Source organism: Shewanella sp. M16 (genome assembly GCF_018224605.1).
GTDB lineage: Bacteria > Pseudomonadota > Gammaproteobacteria > Enterobacterales > Shewanellaceae > Shewanella > Shewanella oncorhynchi.
On record NZ_JAGTUL010000004.1, the window covers coordinates 117919 to 141154 of the forward strand.

Sequence of the window (23236 nt, forward strand, 5' to 3'; positions counted from 1 at the left end):
GATGGCCTACGCAAAGTCGACTAAGGCGATTAGCTTAGCTTGGACAGGTGCCTCGGGTGCACCCTATGGGCTTAAGTTACTCGAGTGTCTATTGGTATCGGGTTATCAAGTGTTTTTGATGATCTCCAGTGCCGCTCGAGTGGTATTGGCGACGGAACACGGCTTACAGTTAAGCGCCAACGGTGACAAAGCCCATGCCCAGCTGTTGGCTTTGCTGCACGAAAAAGGCGTGATTATTGCTGGCGAGTTAGTGGTATTAGGCAAAGATGAGTGGTTTTCGCCGCCTGCATCGGGTAGCGCTGCACCTAAACAAATGGTGATTTGCCCTTGCTCGACGGGGACGTTAGCGGCTGTAGCCACTGGAATGAGTAATAATTTACTCGAACGCGCCGCCGATGTGGTGATTAAAGAGCGCGGTCAGCTTATCCTAGTACCGAGGGAAACTCCTTTTAGTGCCATACACTTAGAGCATATGTTAAGCCTTTCTCGCCTCGGCGCGACCATTATGCCCGCTGCACCCGGTTTTTATCACAATCCCAAATCGGTAGAAGATCTGGTAGACTTTATGGTCGCTCGAATTCTCGATCATTTGGGCGTTGACCATGCATTAACGAGTCGCTGGGGTTATGACAAACAGTCTAACCGCGACCTCGACAATTGAGACTTATATGAAACACACCACCGAAGTGATGATCTCTGCTGAAGAGATAAGCCAGAAATTGGATCAAATGGCCGAGCTAATCAATGCCCATTATGCCCACAGTGAACGTCTGCTGATGGTAGGCTTGTTAAAAGGCTCAGTGGTCTTTATGGCTGACCTGTGTCGCCGCATTAAAGGCCATGTTGAAATCGATTTTATGTCGGTTTCCAGTTATGGCAATACTATGACCAGCTCACGGGATGTGAAAGTGCTGAAAGATGTGCAATCAGATATCGCCGGTCGCGATGTATTGATTGTGGAAGACTTGATTGACTCAGGTAACACCTTAAGCAAAGTGCGCGAGATGTTGTTACTGCGGGAGCCTAAGAGTCTTGCACTGTGCACCCTGTTGGATAAACCTGAGCGTCGTGAAGTGGATGTGAAGGTCGATTTTATCGGTTTTACTATCCCTGATGAGTTTATCGTAGGTTATGGTATTGATTATGCTGAGCAGTATCGCAATCTACCTTATATCGCCAAAGTCGTACCACTCGATTAAGTGTCCGATACAGTTTAAAACTCCCGCAACAGGCGGGAGTTTTGCTTTTTGCGGCAATATAAAAAGCATTAATGATTGAATCATTAAAGATTTTTTTTCAATCAATTAGCTAATTTTTTGCTTTAGTTCTGCAACCCATCATTGTAATTGTGTTTTTTAGCACCATCTTATTACTTTCTAATGTGTAAGGATCGGTACAAATATGGCGAATATTACCCATGCTCTGGTACTCGAAGGGCTTAAAAAAACCTATAAAGGCGGCGTCGAAGCGGTTAAAGGCATCAGCCTCACCGTCAATCAAGGGGATTTCTTTGCCTTGCTCGGCCCCAATGGTGCGGGTAAATCCACCACGATTGGTATTATTAGCTCCTTAGTGCAGAAGAGTTCAGGTACGGTCAAAGTCTTTGATTATGATATCGATAAGCAGCTAGAACACGCCAAACTCTGCATTGGTTTAGTGCCACAAGAGTTTAACTTCAACCAGTTTGAAACCGTGCTGCAAATTGTGGTGAATCAAGCGGGTTACTATGGTGTGCCAAAACCTATCGCCCTTGAGCGTGCCCAAAAATACTTAAGCCAACTGGATCTGTGGGAAAAGCGCAATAGCCCTTCGCGGGAATTATCCGGCGGGATGAAGCGACGGTTAATGATTGCGCGCGCTCTGATGCACGAACCTAAATTATTGATTTTAGATGAACCTACCGCAGGTGTGGATATTGAACTGCGCCGCTCTATGTGGGAGTTTCTTAAACAAATAAACCAGCAGGGCGTGACGATCATCCTGACCACTCATTACCTTGAAGAAGCGGAAATGCTTTGCCGTAATATCGGCATTATCGATAAAGGTATTTTAGTGGAATGCACTAGCATGAAGGCGTTGCTGAGTAAGCTGAATATGGAGACTTTTATTCTCGATCTTCGTCGCGATACTGGAACGGCCCCCGTGCTCGATGGCATGGCTTGTCGCTTAACCGACTCTCATACCTTAGAGGTGGATGTAGCGAAAGAGCATAATCTTAACGATGTCTTTAGCCAATTGAGCGCAGCCAATATTGAAGTGCTATCGATGCGTAACAAGTCTAATCGGTTAGAAGAACTCTTCGTCGAACTCGTGAAGAAAACTCAGGGAGCCTCAGCATGAATCAGCTCTACTTTATTGCCTTTAAAAGTATTTTAAGTAAAGAGATTAATCGTTTTACGCGAATTTGGATCCAGACCTTAGTCCCGCCAGCGATTACCATGACTTTGTATTTTTTGATTTTTGGTAACTTAGTCGGCAGCCGGATTGGAGAAATGGGCGGCGTATCTTATATGGAGTTTATCGCCCCTGGTTTGATCATGATGTCGGTGATCACTAACTCTTACTCGAATGTCGCTAGCTCATTTTACAGTGCCAAGTTTCAACGTAATTTAGAAGAGTTGATGGTGGCACCTGTGCCCCATTATGTGCTGATTGCTGGCTACGTAGGTGGCGGCGTGGCGCGCGGTTTGTGTGTTGGCCTGATAGTGACGTTAGTGGCCATGTTCTTTGTCGACATTAGCTTACATCATGCAGGTTTAGTGGTGATGACAGTGTTTTTAACTTCAGTGTTATTTTCATTGGGTGGCTTAATTAACGCTGTTTTTGCTAAAAGCTTCGACGACATTAGTATCATCCCCACCTTTGTGCTTACCCCATTAACTTACCTTGGCGGCGTATTTTACTCCCTGTCACTCTTGCCCCCATTTTGGCAAGGCGTGTCGGCACTTAACCCTGTGGTCTATATGATCAACGTGTTCCGCTACGGCTTTTTAGGCTTCGCCGATATCAGCGTGCCATTATCCATTGCCATTATGATCGGTTTCTGCGTCGCACTTTGGACCTTAGCGTATTACTTAGTCTCGCGCGGAATAGGCCTGCGTTCGTAACCTAATGTGTTTGTTTATAGAGTATAAGGATGATTTTATTTATGGCTTAACCGCTCTGACGATTGGGTTTTGTAGGCTGATCAAGGTTTCTGTCGACTGGATTTCATCGATAGATTGGATGCGATTGATGAGCACGTGTTGTAAGCCGTCGATGGATTGGCACATGACCTTTACGAAAATGCTGTAGTTGCCTGTGGTGTAATAGGCTTCGACGACTTCTTCGAGAGCGTTGAGTTTGGCGATAGCTGCGGGGTAATCGCCAGCACTTTTAAGGTTGATACCGATAAAACAGCAAACGTCATAGCCTAAGGCTTTAGGGTTTACCGTGATCTGCGCACCTGTAATGATCCCCGCTTGCTTCATTTTTTCTACCCGAACATGGATAGTGCCGGCGCTCACGCTAAAGCGTTTAGCGAGTTCGGCAAAGGGTGTGCGGGCATCCTGCATTAGGGCTTCGAGGATATGATTATCGAGTTGATCGCGCTGAAATGCGGTATCCATAAATAAACTCTCTATAACGTAGTGAATTGTCATAAAGTTACGTTTTTTTATGGGGAATTGCTACCTATTTTGCCCGTATTATTTGATTTTAGTGATCATTGTTCGCCCAAAGGCTCACAAAAAGGGACTTTTGCGCTAAAAGTCATACTGACACCCGAGTAGGGATGTTTGATGGTGAGCTCTGCTGCATGTAGTAATAGTCGAGGCGCTAAGGATTTTGCCAGTGAGTCGGCATAAAAACCATCGCCTAAAATCGGATGTCCTAGCGCCATCATATGCACCCGTAATTGGTGTGAGCGGCCTGTGATTGGCATCAGTTTAACCAGCGTTGAGCGTTTGGCGCGGCTCATTACTTGGTAGTGAGTCAAAGACGGTTTGCCAACAAGATGATCGACTTTCTGTTTAGGGCGATTTGGCCAGTCGCAGATCAGTGGATAATCAACGCTGCCAGTGTCATTTTTGAAATGGCCTGCGACCCTTGCATAATAGGTCTTACTGGTTTCTCTATCGTGGAACTGACGTTTTAATTCCCGCTCTGCGCTACGAATAAGGGCGACAACGATCACGCCAGAGGTCGCCATATCGAGGCGATGGACGATTTGACAATGGGGATGCTCAGCTTTTACTCGAGCATAGACACTGTCGTAATGGGCTGGGTCGCGACCGGGCACAGACAACAATCCTGAAGGTTTGTTGATGACGATAATGTCTTTATCTTGATAAAGAATATCGAGCCAAGGAGTGGTCGGTGGTTGGTAAATAAAATCAGTCATAAATAGTGCCTATTCGTCAATGCGGGGCAAAGATACTCTGCTCGGCTTGAGGGTGCAAGTGTGAGGCCCAAAGATCGGCTGTGCCATTATCCTCGCTGACAAAAGTAAAGCGGATTAGTTGATGATTTGCTGATAGAGCTGTATTTGAGTTTTTGTTATACTCCCGTCCTTTTCGTTAATGATCATTTTGAGTCTGTGAAGCCATGAGCCAGCCAGAGATATACACTCCCGAGAATCTTTCTCACGTCCATAACCGTCTTGAGTTATTGGCACCTGCAAAAAATGCTGACTACGGTATCGAAGCCATACGCCATGGTGCCGATGCGGTATACATAGGTGGTCCTGCATTTGGTGCGCGGGCAACGGCGGGTAACAGTGTTGAAGATATCGCGCGCCTGTGTACTTATGCTCATCAATACCATGCTCAGGTATTCGTCGCCCTCAATACCATTTTGATGGATAACGAACTGGCCGACGCCGAAAAACTCATTTGGCAATTGTACGAAGCGGGTGCTGACGCGCTGATTGTGCAGGACATGGGTGTATTGCAGCTCAATTTGCCGCCGATTGCCCTGCATGCCAGTACCCAAATGGATAACCGCAGTCCAGAAAAAGTGGCGTTTTTAGAGCAAGTTGGTTTTTCTCAGGTGGTGCTTGCCCGTGAATTGGGCTTAAGCCAAATCCGTGATGTCGCCGCGCATACTAATATGCAGCTCGAATTCTTTATCCACGGTGCTTTGTGTGTGGCTTACAGTGGCTTATGTAATTTGAGTCATTCCTTTAGTAACCGCAGTGCTAACCGCGGTGAATGCTCGCAAATGTGCCGTCTGCCGGGCAATCTTAAAACCCGTCAAGGGGATGTATTAGCGCAGAATGAACACTTATTGTCTTTAAAAGATAACAACCAAACTGAAAACCTCGAAGCGCTCATCGATGCGGGCATTCGCTCGTTTAAGATTGAAGGTCGCCTAAAAGATTTAAGTTACGTTAAAAACGTCACCGCGCATTATCGCCAAAAGCTGGATGCGATTATGGCGCGTCGCCCTGAGTTTAAGGCTTCGTCCCACGGCCGCTGTGAACATTCTTTTATCCCCGATCCAGAAAAGACCTTTAACCGTGGCAGCACAGATTACTTTGTTAACGAACGTAGCCAAGGCATTAAAGATTTCCGCTCGCCAAAATACATAGGCGAAGAAGTCGGTAAAGTGGTCAGCATAGGTAAAGACTTTATCCAAGTGAGCTCTAGCCATGAGTTTAATAATGGCGATGGCTTAGCGTTTTTCCCCGCGAATTTTGCTATGGCAAAACAATCCGATGACAAGCTGCAAGGCCTGCGGGTTAACCGTGCCGAAGGGTTAAAACTGCATATATTGCAGGTGCCAAAGGATTTAAAGGTCGGCATGACTTTATATCGTAACCATAACCAAGTCTTCGAAGCCCTGCTATCGAAAGAATCTTCTAAACGGATTATCGGCGTCGATTTACGGTTGAGTGACACCCAAGATGGACTGGCGCTGACCTTGACGGATATCTATGGCCTAACCGCCACAGTCAATTTAACAGTCGAGAAGACACCTGCGACAGATGTCGATAAGACCTTACAAAATACTCGCACTCAGCTGGGTAAGCTCGGCAGTACCGACTTTGTTGCCCGTAGCATTAGTATCGATACGGCCCAAGCTTGGTTCTTGCCTGCATCTGTGCTCAATGGTCTGCGCCGTGATGGTGTGGCCGCCTTAGAGGCTGCCCGTGTGCAAGGCTATGTGCGTCCACTGCCGTGGAAGCATAATCAAGATGCAGTCTATCCCGTCAAGCATTTGAGTTACTTAGGTAATGTTGCCAACGAAAAGGCCAAGGATTTTTATCAACGCCATGGCGTGATTGAAATCCAAGATACCTATGAGAAAAATGGCGTTACCGAAGATGTGCCATTGATGATCACTAAGCATTGCCTACGCTTTAACTTCAATCTGTGTCCGAAAGAAGTGCCAGGGATCAAGGCAGATCCTATGGTGCTTGAAATCGGCAATGATGTGCTCAAGTTGGTATTCGACTGCCCTAAATGCGAAATGATGGTGGTCGGTGAAAACCGTCAAGTGCGAGGCCAGAAGCACCTTTAATATTTGTCATTAGGAGCATTGCCCGAGTGCAATGCTCCTAGCACCTATTCAGCTACATCCATGCACCTACACTAGCCTACCTCTCATTGATGTTGCTCTCACCAGCGTCACTCTCATATTTTCATCAAAGCCTTATATTGCACATGCGGTAATGAGCAGATATCTTATTGAAAATAATATCAATAATAAGGGATGTTAAAATGGGATTGTTAGACGGTTTACTCGGTAATGCTGCTGAGGTTGATTTACAGGAATTAGCCGAGGAATTAAGGCCTATCATGGGCATTCAAGAAGAATTAAAACTCGCCTACAAAGTGATCCGCGATTTGTTTATTTTCACCAATAAACGCCTGATCTTAATTGATAAGCAGGGACTTACAGGCAAGAAGGTTACTTATCATTCCATACCGTATAAATCCATTACCCATTTTGAAGTGGAAACGACAGGCCATTTTGATATGGATGCCGAGCTTAAAATTTGGATCTCAGGCCAGAGTGAGCCTTTAGTAAAAGAGCTCAAGCGTGGTACGGATGTCGTGGGTATTCAAAAGACTATTGCCACTTTTGCACTTTAGTTTTTTTGCACTTTAGTTTTAGTGCTGCGACTTAGATTCATTTAGTGCTATCAAGCTTGGAATTGTTATCGCAAGCTAACGGTTAATGGGAGTAAGGTAAGCCAAGTTTTATCTGGGCTTACCTATCCTCGCTATCGAGTGTGATTCAAATCTGCTTGATTAATTTAACACTATCCTACTTGTGCTAGTGGAGTGCTCTATCGGTTCGCCCGCCATAGTATAGGTTTCGGAAAGCTTGAGTTTGCCTTGCTCATCGTATTGATTGTGAATGCCGACCCAGAATTGCTCCTGTCCCTGAATTTGTAAATTACCTTCTTCGGCAATCTGGCGATTGGGATGATAGCGTTTCATTGCATAAAGCTTGCTTTCATCATCAAATTTTAAGTGATAAGCCAATATGGGTTCTTGGGTGTGAGCGGTGACATCTGCTATTGTTTTATCTTCTCGCTGTTTTGTCGTGGTATTGCCATTGGGTGCGTGATACTTCTGACGAGATAAATATGCGTTATTGCTACTATTGCTAGCATGATGTTCGCTGTTATCCGAACGGTTATTTGGTCCGTTACTTTGCCCATCAGCATCGTCTTCATCATAGTCATAACTAGGATTTTCTGGGCTATCCCATTCAGGTTCTTCATCTTCCTGAGTTGCTATATTTTCATGAAAATCAAAGTAGTGACGGCTTTCTATCAGTTGGCCTTGTTCATCTAGCCAGGCTTCGCGGTACACTTGTCCTTGGGGCGTAAAACGTTGCCAATGGCCGATATCGAGGTAACGACCATTAGTAATTTGGATTGTGCCAGTTTCTAAAATTAAACCTTGAGGGGACAAGGATTTAGAGCTAAATAAATCCCCTTGCGTACGGGTGAGTAACCAGCGAATGGCGCCATCTTCATAGTATTCGATGCGAGTATCGGCGATACCTTCTTGATAGTATTCCCTTTGATTATTATCAAGATTATAGCCGCAGCGGGTATTCGAGTGACTCTGATAGGATTCGAGGATCCCTTTGTTATTATAAAAGCTGGACTCTTTGAGGTAGCCTTGGCCATCACGAACTTCATATTCAGAAATTGTACGTATCGTGCCATCTTCATAAAACCAGCGAGCAGTGCCATCACGGTTGCCCTGTGTGTGCGGTAGGTACATCTGAATTTGCTGGTTTTCGTGGTATTCAATAAAAGGGGCTACCGAGAGGTTATTTTTATATTGGCCTTCGGCCGAAAGCACGCCACTTCTATAATAGCTTCTAAATAGACCTTCCCTGAGTCCCTTTTCAAGATAGATCTCAAGGGCGAGTTGACCATTGTCATGATACCAAAGGGCCATGCCTTGTTCTTTACCATCCTCAAAATAGATTTTTTCTTCAAGTTGACCATTGGGATACCATTTTACATGTTCGCCATGTAATTGGCCTTCGGTATTGAAGGGTTCACGCCATGCAGGCTTACCTGAGTCGTAAAACTCTTCAATGACTTTGCCCGTCACATCGTTAAACACTTTTTGTTTAATCGCTCCATTGGGATGATACCAAACGGCTTCATATTCATAGCCTTGGTTGTAATATCTTTCAGCTTCTAGTGCACCATCAGGGTAATATTGTTTTTCAATTCCGTGGATAATATCTTGCACTAAGGGCCGGATCAGCTGTATTTGTCCAGATTCATAGTAGCGAGTTAACGTATTGATATAATAGCCATTGCTATCTTGTTCGGCGGTTTCTTTAAGCTGACCATTGCCATAAAAGTATTGAATAAATTGACCTTGGGGGTGGCGATCTTCTATTTGATTGATCTTGCCCTCATGGTCGTACCACGTTTGTGTTCCAAGTTGCTGATCATTAATAAAGTTGCCTTCAAATAACAGGGTACCTAGGGCATTGAATTGGCGGGTCACGCCATTACGTTCGCCAAAATAGTTTGAATCGACGGCTTGGGTAAGCCCTGGGCTTTGAGTGATGATTCTAAGTATACCCGCACCATCTTCAGCAGTGAGTTGGTGAAAAGTGCGGTGCAGTTGGCCTGTTAGGCTGGCGTAATCTTGAATATCGCCTTGCACTATATTGTCTGCATCTAGGGTAAAGTGGCTTATCAATAATGCATCGAGATTATTAAGCTCAACTTGCCACAACGCCTTTATTTGGCTGTTCTTTTTGGGGGTGATACTGCACACTTTTACCTTGTCGAGCCAAAAGTGCTGCTCGGAGAAAGGGAATTGATTGCTGATTTCGAGGCGGTCGAATTCGGTATGGTGGAAGTCGCAGCATTCATTGGCGTTTTCCCAGCCTAAGAGTTCTATGACTTGGGGCGTATCGTAGTGATAGAGAGTTAAGCCGTGGTCGGCATTTTCTTCGCAAGAAGTCGCGTCTGCCTTTGTCGCATGAATTTTTAAGCTGAAATGACGCTGGAATAGCGGCGCAGCGACTGACGGCTCCTGCGTTAAATCTTGTTCTTGGCTGAGTGTTTGTGATTCAGTTTGAAGATGAATGTCTTTTGGATCGCGGCTAGTTTGGTTTGAGGGAAATAACTTGGCTTTGAGTGCGCGAAACAACGACATTGGGGGAAATCTCCATATCCATATGTAAAACAATAAGCTTATCTGAGTGATACTCATGGCAACTGAGTATTTCTGTGCGCATATCATAGCGGTTTATGGATTCGTTTCTCAATGCTTGATTGCTCAAAATACCGTTTAATCAGAGTGGCACATTAATAAAAGCAGAGGAATAAAGACAAAATGCTTGATAACTTTTTTGCAAAATTACCCACAGATTTATCGGCGGAAGTGTTTGAAAAACTGGCGGGTAATGACACTGTGACCATAGAACGCATCGTTTCCAATGGGCAAGCTACGCTCGAAGGTCAATGGTACGATCAAACTCAACATGAATGGGTGATGCTGCTCAAAGGCGAGGCGACGCTTGAATTTGAACAAGGTGAACCCGTTACGCTAACCCCTGGTGATTACTTAACGATTCCGCCCCATCAAAAACATCGAGTCGCTTCGACTTCTATAAGTTCAGAAACCCTTTGGCTCGCGGTATTTTACGATTGATTAGGGTAAGGCTACAGGTTAACGATTCTGCCATAGCCAAGTGGGCGTATTGAGTAAGTCTTGGCCTTGGATCTGCGTTTGGCCTAAGGTTTTATCTAAGGCCAAGGTATTGCAGTGTTCAAATTGGCTTAAGGCATTAATAAGCCGATTAGCATGGGAAACCACCCACAACTGGCACTCTTCCGATACCTTAGCGATTAAGCGTGCAAGCGCAGGCAATAAATCTGGATGCAGACTGGTTTCTGGCTCATTTAACACCATAAGCTCTGGCGGCCTTGGGGTGAGTAGGGCGGTAATTAATAGCAAATAACGCAAGGTGCCATCCGACAATTCACTGGCATTGAGTGGCCTTAATAAGCCATTTTGATGAAATGCGAGTACTAAAATACCGCCCGCTTGGGGTTCAATGCGAACTTTAGCACCGGGAAACGCATCGCTGACCGCATGATCAAAAGCCGTTTTATCACCTATCTCAAAAATGGTTTGAATTGCTGATGCAAGGTCGCGCCCATCGTGGTGCAATACTGGCGTGGCTGTACCTAATTGTGGACGACGGGCTGGCGCTTCTGCATCGGTTCTGAAGTGATCGTAAAAGCGCCATGCGCGGATACTATCGCGAAGCTTGAGCACTTCAGGGCTGCGCTCTGGATCGGCAAGTTCGGTAAAAATACTGTCGCCGGTTTGCAGGTGTGCGCCTAAGGTTATCCAGCCTTGTCCGTCAGCACTGCGACTCTTCACCATAGGACCACGGCGCTCAACCAATACAGTTGAGGGTCGATACTTAGGCCCGCTCCAAATGGCTTCGCGCTTGATTTGTGGATCTAAGCCAAACAGCGTGGTGGCGTCGGGTTTGGGTAAACCGAGTTCAATAAGATAGCTAAAATCTTCGCCAGCAAATCCAAGCTTTAGGCGTTTTGGCGCTTGCCTGACGGTAGCTTCAATGGCGGTGTCGCCCGCTAGCATACTTTTGGTGGGGTTTTCTGGTCCCGCCCAAAAGCTGGAGTCGAGTCCGCCTTCTTGGGCTAAAGCATTGACAACGCCGCCCTGCGCCGTTTGTGCGAGTAAACGTAGTGCCTTGTATAGATTCGATTTACCACTGCCATTCGCCCCAGTGATCAAATTGAGTTGCCCTAGGGGCAAGACGATTTCACGCAGAGAGCGATAATTGAAAATAGCGAGTGTGGTCAGCATAGAATATCCAAGACTGAAACAAGCTGATAAACCAGTAAATTTATCGACAAAGTAAATTAAACCTGACGATAAAACAATGGCATTTACAGTAGCACTTTGTTGAGCACTCTTTGCCAGTTACCACCCATAAAACGGTCGCGGTCAGTAGATTTAAAGCGTGCCTTGGCTAAGGCATCGTCGATACGGCTCATGCGATCGATATGATTCAGCTCGGGGATTACTACATGCCTTGGCTCTGCATCAAAACCTAGCACGCCTTTCGCCCTCAGGCTGTACCACCATTCTTGATATTCTTTAATGCCTTTGGCGTTGTCATTACCCAGTGCCAGTAGGTTTTCTTGGCCTCGGAGCGGGAAGTCATTCGCGATTGCCACGCAGTCCACTCCACCAACACGCATAACGTATTCCAGTTGGCGAATATAATCATCAATCGTGGGCACGGCATTATTGGTAAGCCAGAAACTCATCATAAATACGCCGAATACGCCGCCGCTATCGCCGATGGCGCGGATCACTTCATCGGGGGAACAACGGGCATGGTTTACTATGCCGCGCGCCGCGCCGTGGCTTTGCACTATGGGTGATTTAGTGATTTTTGCGACATCTAAAGCGGTTTGAGCGCTGGAGTGACTCACATCGATCAAGATATTGGCGTGATTGAGTTTGGCGATAAGTTCGTGCCCGTGGGCCGTGAGTGGTTTATTGAGTCCGCCACTGGCATCATTATCTAAGGCGCCGCCGGCAAAGGTATTGCCGTAATGGTGGGTGAGTTGCAATACGCGTAGCCCTTGTTGATGAAACTCATCTACCCGCGCCCACTGGTTAGCTTCGCTGTCTTCTTCGACACAATCTGCGCCTTGTATTTGAAAGTATACCGCAGTGCGCTGGCTGTCGCGGGCACGTTGAATATCTCGCCCCCTCAGACCTTGCAGTAAAATATCGGGATGATCACTTACCCGTTTAGCGGCCTGCTTAATGCTTTCCATGCAAGCTTTATAAGTGCGTTTGTAGTTTTGAGTGCCATCGGCTTGTTCTATGGTCTCAATAGCCGAAATATCGCAAAGATAGGCATCGAGTTTAGCGGCGGTTACATCACTTAAGTCATCGGGTAGGAAGGATAAACCATCGACATATATCCGCCTTTGTGCGGCGGCAAAGCTAGGTAAACTGGCGAGTGGACTTAACAGAGTTGCTGCGCCAAGACCTTTAAGGAGTGTACGACGGTAGTGATTGACTGCCTTGATGGGCATGCTCGGTTCCTATCAATAACGCAAATGTAACTTCTTTATACCTTTTTAGGGCGTAGAAGTCTTTGATTAAATCCCTTTTTTGGCCTTTGCCCCTGAGCTAGAGTTGTGATTATTTGTTGTTGCCGAGTGGTTTTAATTATCGCTTGTCGCAGTAAATGAAAACCCTCGGGTTATGATTATCGAGTGGCTTCAACCATCGCTTTTGCCAGTGAGTTAAGGCCGTTAGTGCGCGATGGGCTGAGCTGACTTTCTAGGCCCAATTGTTTGAAGTAAGCTGTAGGATCAAATGCTTGGATTTCAGCGCGGCTTTTGCCATGGCAGGCACCAAGCAATAATCCAATCAATCCCTTAACGATGCGGGCATCGCTGTCGGCTAAATAATAGTGCCTGCCAGCCTGTTCTAGATGATAAATCCACGCATCACTCTCGCAGCCTTTGACCTGAGCGGCCTCGATGCGAAGCTCAGGGCTTAAACTTGGTAAGTCTTTCCCTAGCAACATAATTTGGCGATATCTTTCCTGCCAGTTAGGGGCATTGGTAAAACGCGCCAGTAAGGTTTCGGCATCTTGCACTAAATAGTGAAAATCGGCCTCATTTGGCATGATTGAATCTGTCATAGGGCTAAATCCTGTCTCATTTATCTTGAGCATCGTATGAGTGGCGTAGATCAGTGGCTAAATGCTGGATTACAGCAGCAAGTCTTTTACCGAGGCTAACGCGGCAATAAAGCGGTCGATATCGTCTTTATTGGTGTAGATACCGATAGAGGCGCGGCAACAGCCCTTAAGATTCAGGCTCTGCATTAATGGCATGGCACAATGATGGCCACAACGAACGGCAACCCCTTGTTGGTCCAGCAAAATGCCTACATCTTGGTGATGTTCACCGGCAAGATTAAAGGCGACGACGCCGATATTGTCATCAAAGGCGCCGTATAAATGCACTTCACCGAGTGCGCGCAATTGGCTTTGTAAATAGTTAACTAGTTCAGCTTCATAAGCTTGAACCTGCGGCATGAGCTCGGTTTGTAAAAATGTAATGGCCGCGCCCAAACCTATGACTTCAGCAATCGGCGGTGTGCCCGCTTCTAAGCGATTCGGCAGGTTGCCAAATTCTGTCGCCTCAAAACTCACGCGTTTAATCATCTCGCCTCCAGTTAATAGTGGCGCGAGATTATCTAACGCGTCGAAACGGCCGTAAAGCACGCCAACACCAGTGGGACCATACATTTTATGCCCCGAGAAGACGTAAAAATCACAATCGATTTCAGTCACATCCAGCGTTAAATGCGCCACTGCCTGCGCACCATCAACTAAGGTGATAGCACCTTGTTTTTTCGCTAACTGCACTAGCTGAGCCACGGGATTGACTGTACCTAGGGCGTTGGAAACATGGCACAGGGCGACGATTTTAGGCTTTAACTCGAGCAAGGTTTTATAGGCGTTGATATCTAAGCGGCAATCCTGACAGAGCGGGATTGGTTTAATGATTGCCCCTGTGCGTTTCGCCAGTTCCTGCCAAGGCACGATATTGGCGTGGTGAGCGGCGGCGTCGATTAATATCACATCGCCAGCATTTAATTGGGTAGTCAGCCCAAAGGCGACTAAGTTGATTGATTCTGTGGTGCCGTGGGTAAAAATGATTTCTTCGCGGCGTTTTGCCTTCAAAAATTGCTGCAACTGATCGCGCACTTTCTCATAGCTTAAGGTCGAACGCGCTGATAACTGATGCGCTGCACGGTGCACATTGGCATTGTCGTTGGTGTAAAACTGTGCCATGGCATCTAACACCATTTGCGGCTTCTGGCTGGTGGCTGCTGTGTCGAGATAACATAGGGGATAACCATCAAGCATTTGATTTAACGCTGGGAATTGCGACCGAATCTGAGCATTTTGCTGATATGCTTCAGATGATCCAAGTGTCACTGTGGTATCAGGCATAGCATTCGCTGAGGCATGGGATGTTTCAATGTCAGCCATTGTATTCGTCGCTGTGTTAGTCACAGTATTTGGCGTAGGCGATGCAGGTTGAGTCATGGGCGAGGCTAAGGGCAATGAAAAAGGCCAAGGGATCTTCTGTGATCTGCCATGTGAATGCAAGTTTTAGCGGTTTGTTGAGGCGTTGGTATTGGACAGTGGTATTGAACGCCTAATTTCACCAAGGTCTGTCAAACTGTTGCCTAATAGATATTTTGCACGCCTTAAACGGTTTTAGACTCTAACGCATCATTGAGCTTAGCTATGATGCGATTTTTCTAATGTTTAAGTTTTTCTTTTAAATTCAGCTAATACTTTACGCTTAATTCATCCACCGAAAGTTAAAACTCCGACTATCCTAAATTGGACGTCCTTCGTTGTCAGTGTTTGCTGGAGAGTAGTTTTATGGTGAAGCTTTTAAAAGACTTACGGATTAAACATAAGATGATCGCCCTCGTTGGGGTGATGTTAGTACTGATCTTGATTTTGTCTGGATTTAGTCTGTTGAAGATGCAGCGTGTATCGGAGGAAATTCATGGCATTGCAGAAGAGAATATTCCATTAGTCAGGCTATCGACTGACATCACCATTAAGCAGCTTGAAAGCTCTGTCATTCTAGAAAAAGCGTTTCGTGCCGCGGATGTTGACGCCGTATCCAGTCCACTCATTCTAGCGGCTTTTATTGCGGATGTTGTTCAGCACAATGAAGACATTAGCAAGGAGTTGCTCTCGACTCAAACCATGCTTGGAGAGGCATTAAAAAACGCTAAAACTCCTCAAGTACGTGAGAAAACACAGCAGCTAAATCAAGATATTGACACGATCATTCAGCATTTTGCAGATTATAAAGTCCTGCTTGGCACCGTTATTTCGGGTATTCAGCAAAAAGAAGACCATACCGCTTTAGCTAAGCGGGTTGAATCTTTAGAGGAAGCGCAAAATGTGTTTAATGCTGAGCTAAGTCAATTCGTAGAACGTTTAGCGCTGATGACTCAAGCTGCAGTTTCTGTAACAGAGGAAGAAGAGCTTAGGGCGATTTATGGCTTAACGATTATTTCGATAGTGTCTTTAGTCATAGGATTATTGATTGGCATCGTTTGCAGTCAATACATGGTCAAATCTATCAATCGGTTACGTAATTCTGCCGCCATGATGGAAAAGGGCAACTTTAACCAAGAGTTACACGTCGATTCCAAGGATGAATTAGGTGAACTTACCGTCAGTATGAATCAAATGGCGTGGACCTTAAGTAAAACTGTTGGCCAAGTGATTGCTCGAAGTGAAGAAATTGCCTCTATGGTGACTGAGCTTAATGCGGTGGCCGAGAATAATCGTGAGGCTATGTTGAGGCAGCAGGATAACACAGACCAAGTCGCCGCCTCTATGACCCAAATGGCAGCAACGATCACTGAAGTGGCGAGTAGTGCAGAAACCGCTTCGTATTCAGCGGGACAAGCTGAGCATAAAGTGAAAGAAAGTTGTGAGGTTGTCGATGCGAGCGAAAAAATATCGAAGCAGTTGGTTGCCAGCGCCCAGTATTCGAATCAACTTATTCAACAGGTTCAGGCGAGTACGGGGAAAATCCTCAACTTTGTTTCTGTGGTCGATGCGATAGCTGGGCAGACGAACTTATTAGCTTTGAATGCATCGATTGAAGCGGCGCGGGCGGGAGATCAAGGTCGTGGTTTTGCTGTCGTTGCCGAAGAAGTGCGGGCATTGGCAACGCGCAGTCAAACGGCCACGCAGGAGATCAGCGATCTTATCCAAACACTTGTGAAAGACGCCAAATCCTCAGTCGAATCCTTCGCCAATAACGATAAGCAAATCAGTGAGTCATCACTGCTCGTTAATCAAGCCAAGCAACACTTATTTGAGATTTTAGATGCGTTGACTGAACTGACTCAGGCTAATACTCAAGTCGCGACCGCTAGTGAGGAGCAAGCCGTGACCGCCGAAGATATTAGTGAGCGCATTAATGCGATTCGTGATTCGGGTGAGTTGGTACTCAGCAGCGCTAACGAAACAGCTAAAGCCAGCGAGTCACTGTCTAAGCAGGCGAATTCATTGAGGGAAACGATGCAGCAGTTTAAGGTGCGAGTTGTTTAAATGCATTAGCCCATAATTCAGTGTGCCAACGACTGACAGCGGTTAACTTAACTGCGCTACTTCATCTTAGCTTGAGCCTCATTTGTACCTTAACTCAATGTGAGGTGAGTATATCCCCAAATAATTTGAAGATGCAGGATTCAAGTTGTTTGGGATATAGGTCTCTCTTGTTATCCGACACACTATTGCCGTAAAAATGATACTGGTTGTGCAGTGACTTGCAACAAACTGTTGTAATATGTAGCGCTAAATAACGACTAAAAATGTGAATTAAATGGGCATGCGTATTCTTTGGCTTCTAGTGTTAACGCTGAGCATTCTTCCTAGAACCGCTGCAGCATCAGATATTGCGAGCAGTGTTACTGGAGGAACTAATCGCCTTGCTGACGGCGGTGATTTTGAGCTGGGCATGAGTGTTTACGGGATTAATCAAGTCGATGTTCGGCAAACGGATTCTGGTTCTGCACAGTTGTCGCTGTTAGTCAGTGGCATGTACCAGTACAAAGGGCTGTTTGTTGAGATGATCCATCAATCTCAAGATGGCATTAATCTGGGGTTTAATCTTTGGAGCTCAGAGGATTGGTCATTAGAACTGCTATTGGCTAACTTGCAAGGTTCATGGTCCCGTCCTGATGTGGATCCCAGTATGCTGGATGAAGCTGGCCGCAATGCTTATCTACTATCGGAAGATTCTCTCTATGTTGGTGCCGGTTTTCGTGCCACGCGTTATTGGGGCGATAACTATGTTTTTCAGTATAGGTTAGTATCTGATTATTATGATGATCAAGGTATTCAAAGTTCTGCCAGATTGGGTAAGTCCTGGCAGGTTCGTAATTGGAATTTTCACGTATTGGGGAGCGTAGGTTACTCATCTGCCACCTTGAATCGCTATCTTTTTGGGATCAGTAAGGAAGAAGCCACTGAACGCTTTCCTGAGTATCGGCCGGATAGCTCTTTCAGTTACGGCATGGAGTTAGGGGTTGCCTATCCGCTGAGTGAAAATTTTGTCTTTCGGGCCATGTATCGCTTCAATGTGTTATCCCAAGAAGTGACCGACAGTCCCTTCAATCAAGCGAGTTATACATCGTATTTTAATGCTTCTCTTAGCTATGTGTTTTAGGAGGAGGGCATGAATCGATTTAACCCATTGTTAGCGGTAGTGATGCTGAGCGCGCCTTTTTTGGCTTGGAGTCAGGATGATGCCGTTATTTTTACCGCGACCCCAGAACGCTGCATTGCACTGCATAAAGGGCAAACTTGCTATCAAGATGTATTGTTCCGATGGCAGACACCCGCGAGCGGCGAGTACTGCCTCATACTGACAGACCGTCAGCACCAGTTAACCTGCTGGACTGGCAAAGCTTTGCAAGAATATCAATATAGTTTTGAAGGGGATAAAACGGCGACTTTTAGTCTTATCCGTAATGATGATGTGCAACCGCTCGCGCAAGTTAAAGTGGTCGTGACATGGGTTTATAAGGCCCCTAAACAGAGTCAGTCCGGTTGGAGGTTATTCTAATATGTCAGTTGCAAAGCATATCTTAGTCGTAGAGGACGATACCTCACTGGCAGAGTGGATCAGTGATTATTTACTGGATCACGGTTACGGAGTCACAGTGGCCAGCCAAGGTGATTTTGCCTTAGAGATGATAGCCGATGAGATGCCTGACTTAGTGCTACTCGACGTGATGATGCCCGTTAAGAATGGCTTCGATGTGTGTAAGGAGGCCAGGGGATTTTATACTGGGCCCATTTTATTTATGACGGCTTGCGTTGAGGACGGCGATGAAATCCGCGGGTTAGATGCCGGGGCTGATGATTACCTCACTAAGCCGATTCGACCACAGGTGCTGTTAGCGCGGATAAAGGCCCTGTTACGCCGAGTGAGTGATGAGGAGCAAAAGCAGCAATTAGTGTTTGATTCTTTAGTGTTAAATGCGACGGCAAAATCAGTCACCATTGATAAACAACCGCTGGATTTGAATGCCAATGAGTTTGATGTCTTGTGGCTGCTGGCATTGAAGGCGGGCACGATAGTGAGTCGCAATGAATTGGTGGCCCAACTGCGGGGCATTGAATACGATGGCCTAGACCGCTCGGTGGATATTCGCATATCGCGCTTACGCAAGAAGTTGCAGGAAGCGTTGAGTCAGCCCTATAAAGTAAAAACCATTCGTGGCAAGGGATATTTGTTTTGCCGCGATGAGGCCGAGCAAGCTTTATGAAGAAGTTAATGACTTCTCTGGTGCTGGTCGTGCTGGTGGCCATTGCCAGCCTAGGCTGGTCGATAAGTGAGTTTGCAACACTTATTGATCCTGATAATGAAACGCCTAGCCCAGCAACTCACTTCGCGGCATTAAAACTGCTGGGCGGCTCACTGGCGCAAACGTTAGATAACGATCCCGCCCCAAATAATGCGTTTATAGACAACTGGAATCAGCGAAATGCAGATCAATTGTCTTTGGTGAATGAAGCGGATTTTGTCTTACCCTCAGCCCTAAAAACAGAGTTTTATTCAGGGGAATCATTACTGCTGGAGTCCGATGATGGCATCTCTTTGCACTATTTATTGCCTAAAACGGGTCAGGTGCTGAATATCAATACCCAGATAGTGACGCCCGCTGATGTGAGTTTTAACGCGAACAAGCTGTATACCATGCTTTTTTATGGCGGTGTGGTGGTGATTTTGTTGGTGTGGGTGTCTCCTTTAATCCGCCAATTGGTTAATCTCAGTAAGGTGACTCAAGCATTTGGTATGGGAGAATTACAGCAGCGAATTGTGGTCAGTAAAGCGTCTTACATAGGCACAATAGAAAGCGAATTCAATCGAATGGCAGATCGCATCCAGCAATTAATCGATGACAATAAATTGCTTAGTCGGGCAGTTTCCCATGATTTAAAAACTCCGATTGCGCGGCTGCGATTTGGTATTGCGGCGTTAGAAGAAACCCAAAGCGAACAACTTAGGGTGAAGTATTTTCAGCGATTGAACCGCGATCTGGACACTATGGAAGAGTTGGTCATGACACTGCTCAGCTATGCCCGCCTCGATGAGGCGAATATCCAACCTGATTGGCAACCTATTGAGCTTAATACTTGGTTGCTGGAAAAGTATCAAGGCCAAGTATACCCAGGGTTTTCAGTGGAACTCATCACCTGCCCAATACCGTTGAACATCAAAACAGATCCTAAGTACTTGTCAATGCAGGTGAATAACTTGCTCAGTAATGCGCTGCGTTTTGGCCGTGCAAATATCCGGCTGATGTTGGCATTGGAAGATGGGATTGCGTGGTTACACGTTGACGATGATGGCCCTGGTATAGATGAACAGGAATCTGCTCAAGTGATTAAACCTTTTGTGCGTGGTCAGCACAGCCGCGGAAATTCCGGTCATGGCATGGGTCTGGCGATTGTCGATAGAATTGGTTGTTGGATGGGTTCGCCATTACGTATTGGCCGTGCTCCTGACTTGGGTGGGGCTCGCATGTCACTAAAATTCAAGGCTGAAGTTTAAAGTTGGGGTTTAATACGATTGGTATAATACGAGGTTTGAGTCGTTTTTGTCTGTTTCTTTAACATGAGCTGAAACGAGCAATGCGGCTAAATCTGCGTCATCTAATCTGCTGTGTTGATTTAGAGATAGAGGCAGAATGACTCAACTTACTATACGAATGAGTGCTTAACGAATTGGTGCAAAACAGGGGGATTTATAAATAAAACGCACCAGCCTTGATACCTAACGAGAATCTAGACTGGTGCATTTTTGATGAGCAATTAACTTTTCACATTGACATTGTTAAGTATGTAATCTGTTTCATAGATGCGGGAACTCGCATTTTCTGGTTTGCTATGTAAACCTGTGACTTCGACCATGACAGAGGTTTCTTGATTCATCGTCGAACTCCCCCACAAGATATCCTTACTCGCGCTCGCTCCTACTCCAAACTGGCCAATTGCATCACGATCGGTTTGTTCGTGAGTAAAAGTGAAGTAGTTATAACCCGCTTGTTTGCATAACTCTGCTGACTTACGCATGACGTACTTTCGGGCCAATGCGCGGTCAGTGTTGGTATTGCCAACAAAGCTTATCTGCCAGCTATCGGGTGCAATCTGTGCGGTTTCAAATCCTTTACCGAAAGACCAAAATTGCTTTTCGGTATCGTAGGAAGTGGCACAAGCTGAAAGCATCAGAGCTAATCCAGCACATAAAAACGTTTTTCTGATAAGTGTCATGGTCTTGTCTCGTCAGGTTGTTTAGAAGCTATAGTTCACGCCAAGGGTAGTAACCCACTGGTTGTTACTGTCTATGAGCGGAGAGTCTGCCATGTTGGCACCTATGTGCGAGTAACCTGTGGCTTGAGTAATATCTAAATGCTTAGTGACTGGAATAACCAAAGCGTAGCCTAGCTTATATGCAAAGGTGCCGTCGGCTTGATAGGCAGGGCGCTGCGCCGTAGCTTCAGATGACGTCACACCTGTGTAGTAGTTTGCGAAGTCTTTACTGAAGTAGTGCACACCTGCATAAGGCACCAGATCACCGAAGCCTACATTTATTGGATGGTAATAGGTGATATCAGCCTGAAAACCATCATAAATATTGGTGACATCGTGTTGGAATTTAGTTGATAGCGTGCCATTTCCTAAATGAATGTCGGCGTTTAAACCCAGATCACCACTGAATTTGCGATCCTTCATGCCCGTTAAAATATCCGCATCATCGGTATCAAAGCCGGGATTGGCAACGGCAAAGATACTGAAATTAACGGCACTATCGTTCGTGCCTAAAAAGCGGTAGTTGATGCCGGACAGATCGGCGTTGAAGTCTTCACCGTGGTAGCCGCCATTGAGGTAGGCACCTGTTTGGTGATCTTGACCCTTATAAAACTGACTACCAGTAGCAACACCTGCGCCAGCAAAGAACTGATCTTGATGACTATAGATATTACCGTTACGAATGTAGGTATTGCTTTCAGCAAGAGCGTGGCTTGACATCAAAACACTTGTGATTACAAAGCAAAGTTTTTTCATTTTTTTATCCTTAAGACATCTGTCTAGTGACTGTGATGCCACTATATTTCACTTCTTAAAAGGACTCTGTATCCGAATGTAACCTAGACCATGTATTGCAGCCTTCTCGCATAGCCTGGCGCTGGTGAGCTCGTGGAGCTGAAGACGATGACCTTTTGCTAAGCCGGAGGGATAAGATAAACAAGACTAAGTAATAGGTAGCTTTTGATTGAATGGAGGAGAGAGCGCATTGATGAGGTGATATAAAGGTAAAAAGTTATGCCTCTAAAGCTATTTGAAATCAATAGCATCAGGGGGATTTGACCCGATGCTATTGGTCAGTCATTCAAACAACTCGCCGACTAAGCCTAGGGGCTAAGGACAAGGTAATCTAAATTGATCGGACAGTTGGTTTAATCGCACTAATAGCTCTGGCGATAAGGTGACTTTTAAACTGTCGATGTTTTCTTTCAGTTGATATAAGTCGGTGGCGCCGATGATATTGGAGCCGACAAACTTACGTGAGTTAACAAAAGCTAACGCCATTTGTGCGGGCGTGAGTTTGAACTCGCGGGCCAAATCGACATAGGCTTTTGTAGCCTCCAGAGCCATTTGCGAACCTGTATAGCGGGCGAAACGCTTAAACAAGGTCAGGCGCGCGCCTTCAGGCCATTGGTCGTTGCAATATTTTCCCGTCAAGGCGCCAAAGGCCAGTGGCGAATAGGCCAGTAATGGCAAGTTTTCGCGGTGACTGATTTCGCTCATGCCGACTTCGAAACTGCGATTAAGCAAGTTATAGGGATTTTGCACACTCACAATACGCGGCAAGCCATGTTTTTCGGCGAGTTGCAGGTATTTCATCAAGCCCCAAGGCGTTTCGTTCGACACCCCGATATAGCGCACTTTACCTTGGCGGATCACTTCGGCGAGCGCTTCTAGGGTCTCGAGGATCGGCGTTTGATGCTCATGCTCTTGTTGATCGTAAAACAGTTCACCAAAGAAATTGGTATTACGGTCAGGCCAATGGATTTGATAAAGGTCGATAGTGTCTATTTGGAGGCGTGCTAAAGACGCATCGACCGCTTGGTGGATGTTGTTCCAGTCCAGCGCCATATTCTTGCGAATATAATCACTCTTACCACCCGGTGCGGCAATTTTAGTGGCAATCACTAGGTCGTCACGGTTGCCGTGTGCCTTGATATATTGCCCCAGAATACGCTCGGTTTCCCCTTGGGTTTCGGGCTTAGGTGGGACGGGATACATTTCCGCCGTATCGATAAAGTTGATGCCATTTCCTATGGCGTAGTCCAGCTGCGCAAATGCTTCGGCTTGGGTATTTTGTTCGCCCCAAGTCATAGTGCCCAAACAAATTTTACTGACCTCAAGATTAGAATGCGGTATGCGTCTGTATTCCATCTATTTCTCCTACGGAAACTCTCTTAGTTTGAGGCTACCAAGCTTTTGCTGTAAAGCAAAGGTTAAACCATAGGTTGAAATGTTAGTGCGCTAAAAATAGCCAGCAAGTTTAGCCATCCTGCCCCATTTTGAGGCATGCCATTGGTTGAAGTTTGTTCGC

Annotated in this window: 22 protein-coding genes; 12 read left to right on the forward strand and 10 right to left on the reverse strand. The window is 46.0% G+C overall.

Going from position 1 to position 23236, the window contains the following annotated elements; translation table 11 throughout:
• Nucleotide 1: 1 nt before the first annotated feature.
• The 4 genes from KFE26_RS04115 (at nucleotide 2) to KFE26_RS04130 (ending at nucleotide 3107) form a co-directional block, all read left to right on the forward strand.
• Nucleotides 2–661, forward strand: coding sequence for a flavin prenyltransferase UbiX (locus KFE26_RS04115; RefSeq protein ID WP_212599735.1), 660 nt, complete (start codon nucleotides 2–4; stop codon nucleotides 659–661).
• A 7-nt stretch (nucleotides 662–668) separates the two neighbouring features.
• The gene (gene hpt / locus KFE26_RS04120; protein ID WP_028761726.1) at nucleotides 669–1199 is read left to right on the forward strand and encodes a hypoxanthine phosphoribosyltransferase; all 531 of its coding nucleotides are present in this window, start codon (nucleotides 669–671) and stop codon (nucleotides 1197–1199) included.
• Between the two features lie 202 nt (nucleotides 1200–1401).
• Nucleotides 1402–2340, forward strand: a complete 939-nt coding sequence (locus KFE26_RS04125) for an ABC transporter ATP-binding protein (protein ID WP_113939775.1) — start codon at nucleotides 1402–1404, stop codon at nucleotides 2338–2340.
• Nucleotides 2337–3107 carry an ABC transporter permease gene (locus KFE26_RS04130; protein WP_006080287.1) on the forward strand — a complete coding sequence of 257 codons (771 nt, stop codon included), beginning with the start codon at nucleotides 2337–2339 and terminating at the stop codon, nucleotides 3105–3107. The genes KFE26_RS04125 and KFE26_RS04130 overlap by 4 nt, the downstream gene beginning before the upstream one ends.
• Nucleotides 3108–3146: 39 nt before the next feature.
• On the opposite strand, the gene asnC is transcribed toward KFE26_RS04130, so the two are convergent.
• Entirely contained in the window at nucleotides 3147–3608 is a 462-nt protein-coding gene (gene asnC, locus KFE26_RS04135) for a transcriptional regulator AsnC (RefSeq protein ID WP_006080290.1), read from the reverse strand.
• Nucleotides 3609–3703: 95 nt separating this feature from the next.
• Nucleotides 3704–4381, reverse strand: coding sequence for a bifunctional tRNA pseudouridine(32) synthase/23S rRNA pseudouridine(746) synthase RluA (gene rluA / locus KFE26_RS04140; protein WP_105250130.1), 678 nt, complete (start codon nucleotides 4379–4381; stop codon nucleotides 3704–3706).
• A 203-nt stretch (nucleotides 4382–4584) separates the two neighbouring features.
• Here rluA and KFE26_RS04145 point away from each other — a divergent pair, with 203 nt between their 5' ends.
• Nucleotides 4585–6501: a U32 family peptidase gene (locus KFE26_RS04145; RefSeq protein ID WP_212599736.1), complete on the forward strand. Its 1917-nt coding sequence runs from the start codon at nucleotides 4585–4587 to the stop codon at nucleotides 6499–6501.
• Between the two features lie 200 nt (nucleotides 6502–6701).
• A complete protein-coding gene (locus KFE26_RS04150) occupies nucleotides 6702–7076 on the forward strand; it encodes a PH domain-containing protein (protein WP_105250128.1) in 375 nt (124 codons plus the stop codon).
• 159 nt (nucleotides 7077–7235) lie between these two features.
• Here the strand turns inward: KFE26_RS04150 and KFE26_RS04155 are convergent, their stop codons facing one another.
• Nucleotides 7236–9632 carry a toxin-antitoxin system YwqK family antitoxin gene (locus KFE26_RS04155; RefSeq protein ID WP_212599737.1) on the reverse strand — a complete coding sequence of 799 codons (2397 nt, stop codon included), beginning with the start codon at nucleotides 9630–9632 and terminating at the stop codon, nucleotides 7236–7238.
• Between the two features lie 180 nt (nucleotides 9633–9812).
• Here KFE26_RS04155 and KFE26_RS04160 point away from each other — a divergent pair, with 180 nt between their 5' ends.
• Entirely contained in the window at nucleotides 9813–10130 is a 318-nt protein-coding gene (locus KFE26_RS04160) for a cupin domain-containing protein (protein ID WP_212599738.1), read from the forward strand.
• A gap of 18 nt (nucleotides 10131–10148) precedes the next feature.
• Here the strand turns inward: KFE26_RS04160 and KFE26_RS04165 are convergent, their stop codons facing one another.
• The 4 genes from KFE26_RS04165 to KFE26_RS04180 all read right to left on the reverse strand — a co-directional run bounded on the left by KFE26_RS04165 (nucleotide 10149) and on the right by KFE26_RS04180 (nucleotide 14607).
• Nucleotides 10149–11321 (reverse strand): AAA family ATPase, encoded by a 1173-nt coding sequence (locus KFE26_RS04165; RefSeq protein ID WP_212599739.1) that lies wholly within the window; start codon nucleotides 11319–11321, stop codon nucleotides 10149–10151.
• An 83-nt stretch (nucleotides 11322–11404) separates the two neighbouring features.
• A complete protein-coding gene (locus KFE26_RS04170) occupies nucleotides 11405–12571 on the reverse strand; it encodes a membrane dipeptidase (protein WP_212599740.1) in 1167 nt (388 codons plus the stop codon).
• A 176-nt stretch (nucleotides 12572–12747) separates the two neighbouring features.
• Nucleotides 12748–13188 (reverse strand): SufE family protein, encoded by a 441-nt coding sequence (locus KFE26_RS04175; protein ID WP_212599741.1) that lies wholly within the window; start codon nucleotides 13186–13188, stop codon nucleotides 12748–12750.
• Nucleotides 13189–13257: 69 nt separating this feature from the next.
• Nucleotides 13258–14607 carry a cysteine desulfurase gene (locus KFE26_RS04180; protein ID WP_212599742.1) on the reverse strand — a complete coding sequence of 450 codons (1350 nt, stop codon included), beginning with the start codon at nucleotides 14605–14607 and terminating at the stop codon, nucleotides 13258–13260.
• A 345-nt stretch (nucleotides 14608–14952) separates the two neighbouring features.
• Here KFE26_RS04180 and KFE26_RS04185 point away from each other — a divergent pair, with 345 nt between their 5' ends.
• The 5 genes from KFE26_RS04185 to KFE26_RS04205 all read left to right on the forward strand — a co-directional run bounded on the left by KFE26_RS04185 (nucleotide 14953) and on the right by KFE26_RS04205 (nucleotide 20167).
• The gene (locus KFE26_RS04185; protein WP_212599743.1) at nucleotides 14953–16653 is read left to right on the forward strand and encodes a methyl-accepting chemotaxis protein; all 1701 of its coding nucleotides are present in this window, start codon (nucleotides 14953–14955) and stop codon (nucleotides 16651–16653) included.
• A gap of 280 nt (nucleotides 16654–16933) precedes the next feature.
• Entirely contained in the window at nucleotides 16934–17773 is an 840-nt protein-coding gene (locus KFE26_RS04190) for a MipA/OmpV family protein (protein WP_212599779.1), read from the forward strand.
• A 9-nt stretch (nucleotides 17774–17782) separates the two neighbouring features.
• On the forward strand, nucleotides 17783–18172 hold the full coding sequence (locus KFE26_RS04195; protein WP_173497302.1) for a DUF3019 domain-containing protein: 390 nt from the start codon (nucleotides 17783–17785) through the stop codon (nucleotides 18170–18172).
• 1 nt (nucleotide 18173) lies between these two features.
• Nucleotides 18174–18878 carry a response regulator transcription factor gene (locus tag KFE26_RS04200; protein WP_212599744.1) on the forward strand — a complete coding sequence of 235 codons (705 nt, stop codon included), beginning with the start codon at nucleotides 18174–18176 and terminating at the stop codon, nucleotides 18876–18878.
• Nucleotides 18875–20167: an ATP-binding protein gene (locus KFE26_RS04205; protein WP_212599745.1), complete on the forward strand. Its 1293-nt coding sequence runs from the start codon at nucleotides 18875–18877 to the stop codon at nucleotides 20165–20167. Before KFE26_RS04200 ends, KFE26_RS04205 begins: the two co-directional genes overlap by 4 nt.
• 260 nt (nucleotides 20168–20427) lie before the next feature.
• Here the strand turns inward: KFE26_RS04205 and KFE26_RS04210 are convergent, their stop codons facing one another.
• The 3 genes from KFE26_RS04210 to KFE26_RS04220 form a co-directional block, all read right to left on the reverse strand.
• Nucleotides 20428–20886 (reverse strand): CC0125/CC1285 family lipoprotein, encoded by a 459-nt coding sequence (locus KFE26_RS04210; RefSeq protein ID WP_028761861.1) that lies wholly within the window; start codon nucleotides 20884–20886, stop codon nucleotides 20428–20430.
• A gap of 21 nt (nucleotides 20887–20907) precedes the next feature.
• The gene (gene ompV / locus KFE26_RS04215) at nucleotides 20908–21681 is read right to left on the reverse strand and encodes an outer membrane protein OmpV (RefSeq protein ID WP_212599746.1); all 774 of its coding nucleotides are present in this window, start codon (nucleotides 21679–21681) and stop codon (nucleotides 20908–20910) included.
• Between the two features lie 354 nt (nucleotides 21682–22035).
• Complete coding sequence (locus KFE26_RS04220; RefSeq protein WP_212599747.1) at nucleotides 22036–23076, reverse strand: NADP(H)-dependent aldo-keto reductase; 1041 nt, start codon at nucleotides 23074–23076, stop codon at nucleotides 22036–22038.
• Between the last annotated feature and the right edge of the window lie 160 nt (nucleotides 23077–23236).